The following is a 4,207-nucleotide window of genomic DNA, read 5'->3' on the forward strand; positions in this document are numbered from 1 at the left end:
CCGCGGTGACCCGGTCGGGGTCCCGCGGGGCGGCGTAGTCGATGGTCGGGACCGGCCCGTCAGATGCGGTCGACCAGCAGCTTGGCGAACGCGGCCGGGTCGGACAGCGTGCCGCCCTCGGCGAGGACGGCGGCACCGGCGATGAGCCGCGCGGTGTCCTTGAGCTCGGGCGCCGAGGGATCCTCGGCGTGCCGGGCGCGCAGGCGCTCGACCAGCGGGTGCGTGGGGTTGAGCTCGAGGATCCGCTTGCTGACGGGCAGTTCCATACCCGAGGCGCGGTACATGGCCTCCAGCTGCGGGGTCATGTCGAACTCGTCACCGACCATGCACGCCGCCGACTCGGTGAGGCGATGCGACAGGCGCACCTGCTTGACCTCGTCGGACAGCTCCTCGCCCAGCCAGGTGAGCAGGTCGGCGTACTCGGCGGCGTCGGGCTCGTCCTTGCCCTGCTCGGCCTCCGCGCCGATGCCGGACAGGTCCACGTCGCCCTTGGCCACAGACCGCAGCCGCTTGCCGTCGACCTCGCCGACCGCGTCCACCCACACCTCGTCCACCGGGTCGGTGAGGATGAGGACCTCGACGCCACGGGCACGGAACGCCTCCAGGTGCGGGGAGTTCTCCACCGCCGCGCGGGACGTGCCGGTGAGGTAGTAGATCTCCTCCTGCCCGTCCGCCATACGGGAGATGTACTCGGCGATGGTGGTGCCAACCTCGTCGTCGTCCCCGGTCTTCTCGCCCTCGCCCTCCGGCGCCTTCTCCGACGCGGTGGCGGGCCGGGTGGACGCGAAGGTGCTCACGGCGAGCAGCTGCTCGCGGGCGTCGACATCGGAGATCAGGCCCTCCTTGAGGACCGCGCCGAAGTTGGCCCAGAAGCTGCGGAACTCCTCCGGCCGGTCGTTGCGGAGCTGCTCGATGGTCTGCAGCACCCGCTTGACCAGACGCTTGCGGATCGCCCGGATCTGACGGTCCTGCTGCAGGATCTCGCGCGAGACGTTGAGCGACAGGTCCTGGGCGTCGACGATGCCCTTGACGAAGCGGAGGAACGGCGGGACCAGCTCCTCGCAGTCGTCCATGATGAAGACCCGGCGGACGTAGAGCTGCACGCCCCGCTTGGTGTCCGGGGAGAACAGGTCGAACGGCACCTGCGTGGGCAGGAACAGCAGCGCCTGGTACTCGAACGTGCCCTCGGCCTTGAGGGTGATGGTCTCCAGCGGCTCGTCCCACGCGTGCGAGATGTGGCGGTAGAACTCGGCGTACTCCTCGTCGGTGACCTCCGACTTCGGCCGGGTCCACAGCGCCTTCTGCGAGTTCAGGGTGACGGTCTCGGTGATCGTGCCGCCGGCCGGGGCGTCGCCGGACTCCCCGTCGGCCGCGCCCTCCTCCGGCTCCGGCGCCGGGCGCTCGACGTCCATCCGGATGGGCCAGGCGATGAAGTCCGAGTAGGTGCGCACCACGCGGCGCAGCGTGTGTTCCTCGGTGTAGTCCGGCAGGGCCGCGTCCCCGCCGGCGGGCTTGAGCTGCAGGATGACCGACGTGCCCTGCGGGGCGTCCGGGGCCTCCTCGATCGTGTAGGTGTCCTCACCGCTCGACGTCCAGCGCGTACCAACGCTCTCCCCGGCCTTACGGGTGATGAGCGTGACCGTGTCGGCCACCATGAACGTGGAGTAGAAGCCGATGCCGAACTGGCCGATGAGGTCCGCGGTGGCCTGCTCCGATACCTCGCCCGACTCCTGCGCGGCGCGGGCGGCGGCGAGCGCCTCCCGCATCTGCCCGGTGCCCGACTTGGCGAGCGTGCCGATCAGGTCCACCACCTCGTCGCGGGACATGCCGATGCCGTTGTCCCGGATGGTCAGCGTGCGGGCCGCCGCGTCCGGGACCAACTCGATGTGCAGGTCCGAGGTGTCGACCCCGAGCGAGGAGTCCTGCAGCGCGGCCAGGCGTAGCTTGTCCAGCGCGTCCGAGGAGTTGGAGATGACCTCGCGAAGGAAGGTGTCCGGATTCGAGTAGATCGAGTGGATCATCAGATCCAGCAGCTGCCGGGTCTCGGCCTGGAACTCCCGGGTCTCGGCGGCACCGGAGGTCTGCGGGCTCATGTCGGGTGTCGGTCCTTTCTCTGTCACGTCGCACGGGGGCGAGAAGCGGGCGCGCTCATCGCAGGCACTCTGTTCTCGCCGTCAGGACCAACCTAGTGTGGAGCTCTGACATTCCCCGAGATGAGGTGCCGCCCGTGACCCCGTCGCCACTGCCCCGCGAGGACCTCGACGTCCTCGACCGGTCGACGAAGGTGTTCGCCCGCGCACTCGCCTCGCCGCTCGACGGCGACTGCGAGTCCTGCCCCGGCTGGTCCCGGCGCGACCTCGCCAACCACGTCCTGGGCGGCGGGCTGCGGTACGCCGCCTACTTCCCGCGGCTACCGGAGTCGGAGATCGGCTGGACCCGGACCGCCGACCACGCCGGCGACAAGCCGGTCCCCGCGCTGTACCGGACCTCGGCCGGCCTGCGTAAGGAACTCGCCCGGTCTCGCGACGCTGACGCCCCCGTCCCGCACCGGTTGGCCGAGATCCCCGTCCGCGATCTCCTCGCGCTTCGCGTGTTCGAACTGCTCGTCCACGCCCACGACCTCGACCCCGCCTCCTGGGGGTCGGAGGACACCGGGGAGCTCGCCGCGTGGACCCTCGCCCACGCACGGGACGTGGTCGAGCTGATGCGGTCCTTCGACGTGCTCGCCGACGCGTTTCCGGTCCCGATCGGGGCCGATGCGCGCACCCGGCTCCTCGCGCTGTCCGGCCGCCGGACCAACGGCGACTCGATTTAACGTGCCGTCGACCACGCCGGAGGTCTAGCGTTATCGCTACCGGGCGGCACCGGCAGGCGGGCGCCCACGACGAGAGACCGCGGTAGATGTCCATGTCCTGCGCCCCGTACATCTCCTTCCCCGGCAACGCCTCCGAGGCGTTCCCGTACTACCACGAGCTCTTCGGCGGGGAGCTCAGCCTGATGACCTACGACCAGTTCCCGTCCACGGACGACTTCCCGTTCGACCCGCCGCACGGCTCGGTCGCCCACGCCACCCTCGAGGCGCCGGGGATCACCCTCACCGGCGGCGACGCCATGGGCGAGTCCCTGCCGCAGCTGAGAAATGACGTCTACTCCTTCCTCCTCGGCTTCGACACCGAGGACGAGGCCCGTGCCTTCCTCGACAAGGTCACCGGCAGCGGGGGTCAGATGGCGATGCCCTTCGAGATCGCGCCGTGGGGTGACCGGTACGGGCAGGTCCACGACCGGTTCGGCATCCGCTGGGACGTCGTGGTCCCCGGCACCGGCGAGTAACCCGGAGGAAGACACCCGTATCCATCGCCCGTGCTTGTTACGGTGCTCGTATGGAGATCTCTGGAGCAAGTGCCATCGTCACGGGCGGTGCGTCGGGAATCGGCGCCGCCGTCGTCCGTCAACTCGCCACCAAGGGCGCCAAGGTGGTCGTCGCCGACCTCAACGCGGAGAAGGGTGAGGCCCTGGCGAACGAGGTCGGCGGCACGTTCGTCGCCGTGGACGTGACCAAGACCGAGGACAACGAGAAGGCCGTCGCCGCCGCGCTCGAGCTGGGCCCGCTGCGCTACCTCGTCAACTCCGCCGGCATCGGGTGGGCACAGCGCACGATCGGTCGCGACGGCGAGTACTCGTCGGCCTTCGATCTCAACGCGTTTCGCAAGGTCATCGACATCAACCTCATCGGCTCGTTCGACATGCTGCGCCTGGCCGCCACCAAGATGAGCACCCAGGAGGCCGACGAGGACGGGCAGCGGGGCGCGATCGTCAACATGGCGTCCGTCGCGGCGTTCGACGGCCAGATAGGCCAGGCCGCGTACTCCGCGTCCAAGGGCGGCATCGTCGGCATGACCCTCCCGGTCGCCCGCGACCTGTCGGCCGCCGGCATCCGCCTCAACACCGTGGCGCCGGGCCTCATCGACACCCCGATCTACGGCGAGGGTCCGGAGTCGGAGGCGTTCAAGGCCAAGCTCGGCGAGAGCGTCCTTCACCCCAAGCGTCTCGGCTCCGGGGACGAGCTGGCGTCCATGGTCATGGAGCTGCTCACCAACCCGTACATGAACGCGGAGACCATCCGCGTCGACGGTGGCATCCGGATGCCACCGAAGTGATCTGACCCGGTCAGCACACGACGAGAGGGGCCCCGCCGGATCGGATCCGG

General features: G+C 69.9%; 4 protein-coding genes. 3 read left to right on the forward strand and 1 reads right to left on the reverse strand.

Annotation, left to right across the window (positions count from 1 at the left end; all coding sequences use genetic code 11):
- Window positions 1–59: 59 nt before the first annotated feature.
- Window positions 60–2,093, reverse strand: coding sequence for a molecular chaperone HtpG (gene htpG, locus HMPREF3086_RS16505; protein WP_061229274.1), 2,034 nt, complete (start codon window positions 2,091–2,093; stop codon window positions 60–62).
- Window positions 2,094–2,227: 134 nt separating this feature from the next.
- Here htpG and HMPREF3086_RS16510 point away from each other — a divergent pair, with 134 nt between their 5' ends.
- The 3 genes from HMPREF3086_RS16510 (at window position 2,228) to HMPREF3086_RS16520 (ending at window position 4,157) form a co-directional block, all read left to right on the forward strand.
- Window positions 2,228–2,815 (forward strand): maleylpyruvate isomerase N-terminal domain-containing protein, encoded by a 588-nt coding sequence (locus HMPREF3086_RS16510; RefSeq protein WP_061229275.1) that lies wholly within the window; start codon window positions 2,228–2,230, stop codon window positions 2,813–2,815.
- An 86-nt stretch (window positions 2,816–2,901) separates the two neighbouring features.
- Window positions 2,902–3,330, forward strand: a complete 429-nt coding sequence (locus tag HMPREF3086_RS16515) for a VOC family protein (RefSeq protein WP_061229276.1) — start codon at window positions 2,902–2,904, stop codon at window positions 3,328–3,330.
- 50 nt (window positions 3,331–3,380) lie between these two features.
- On the forward strand, window positions 3,381–4,157 hold the full coding sequence (locus tag HMPREF3086_RS16520) for an SDR family NAD(P)-dependent oxidoreductase (RefSeq protein WP_007631533.1): 777 nt from the start codon (window positions 3,381–3,383) through the stop codon (window positions 4,155–4,157).
- The last annotated feature ends 50 nt before the right edge of the window (window positions 4,158–4,207 follow it).

This window comes from Dietzia sp. HMSC21D01 (assembly GCF_001815995.1).
Classification (GTDB): Bacteria; Actinomycetota; Actinomycetes; order Mycobacteriales; family Mycobacteriaceae; genus Dietzia; species Dietzia cinnamea.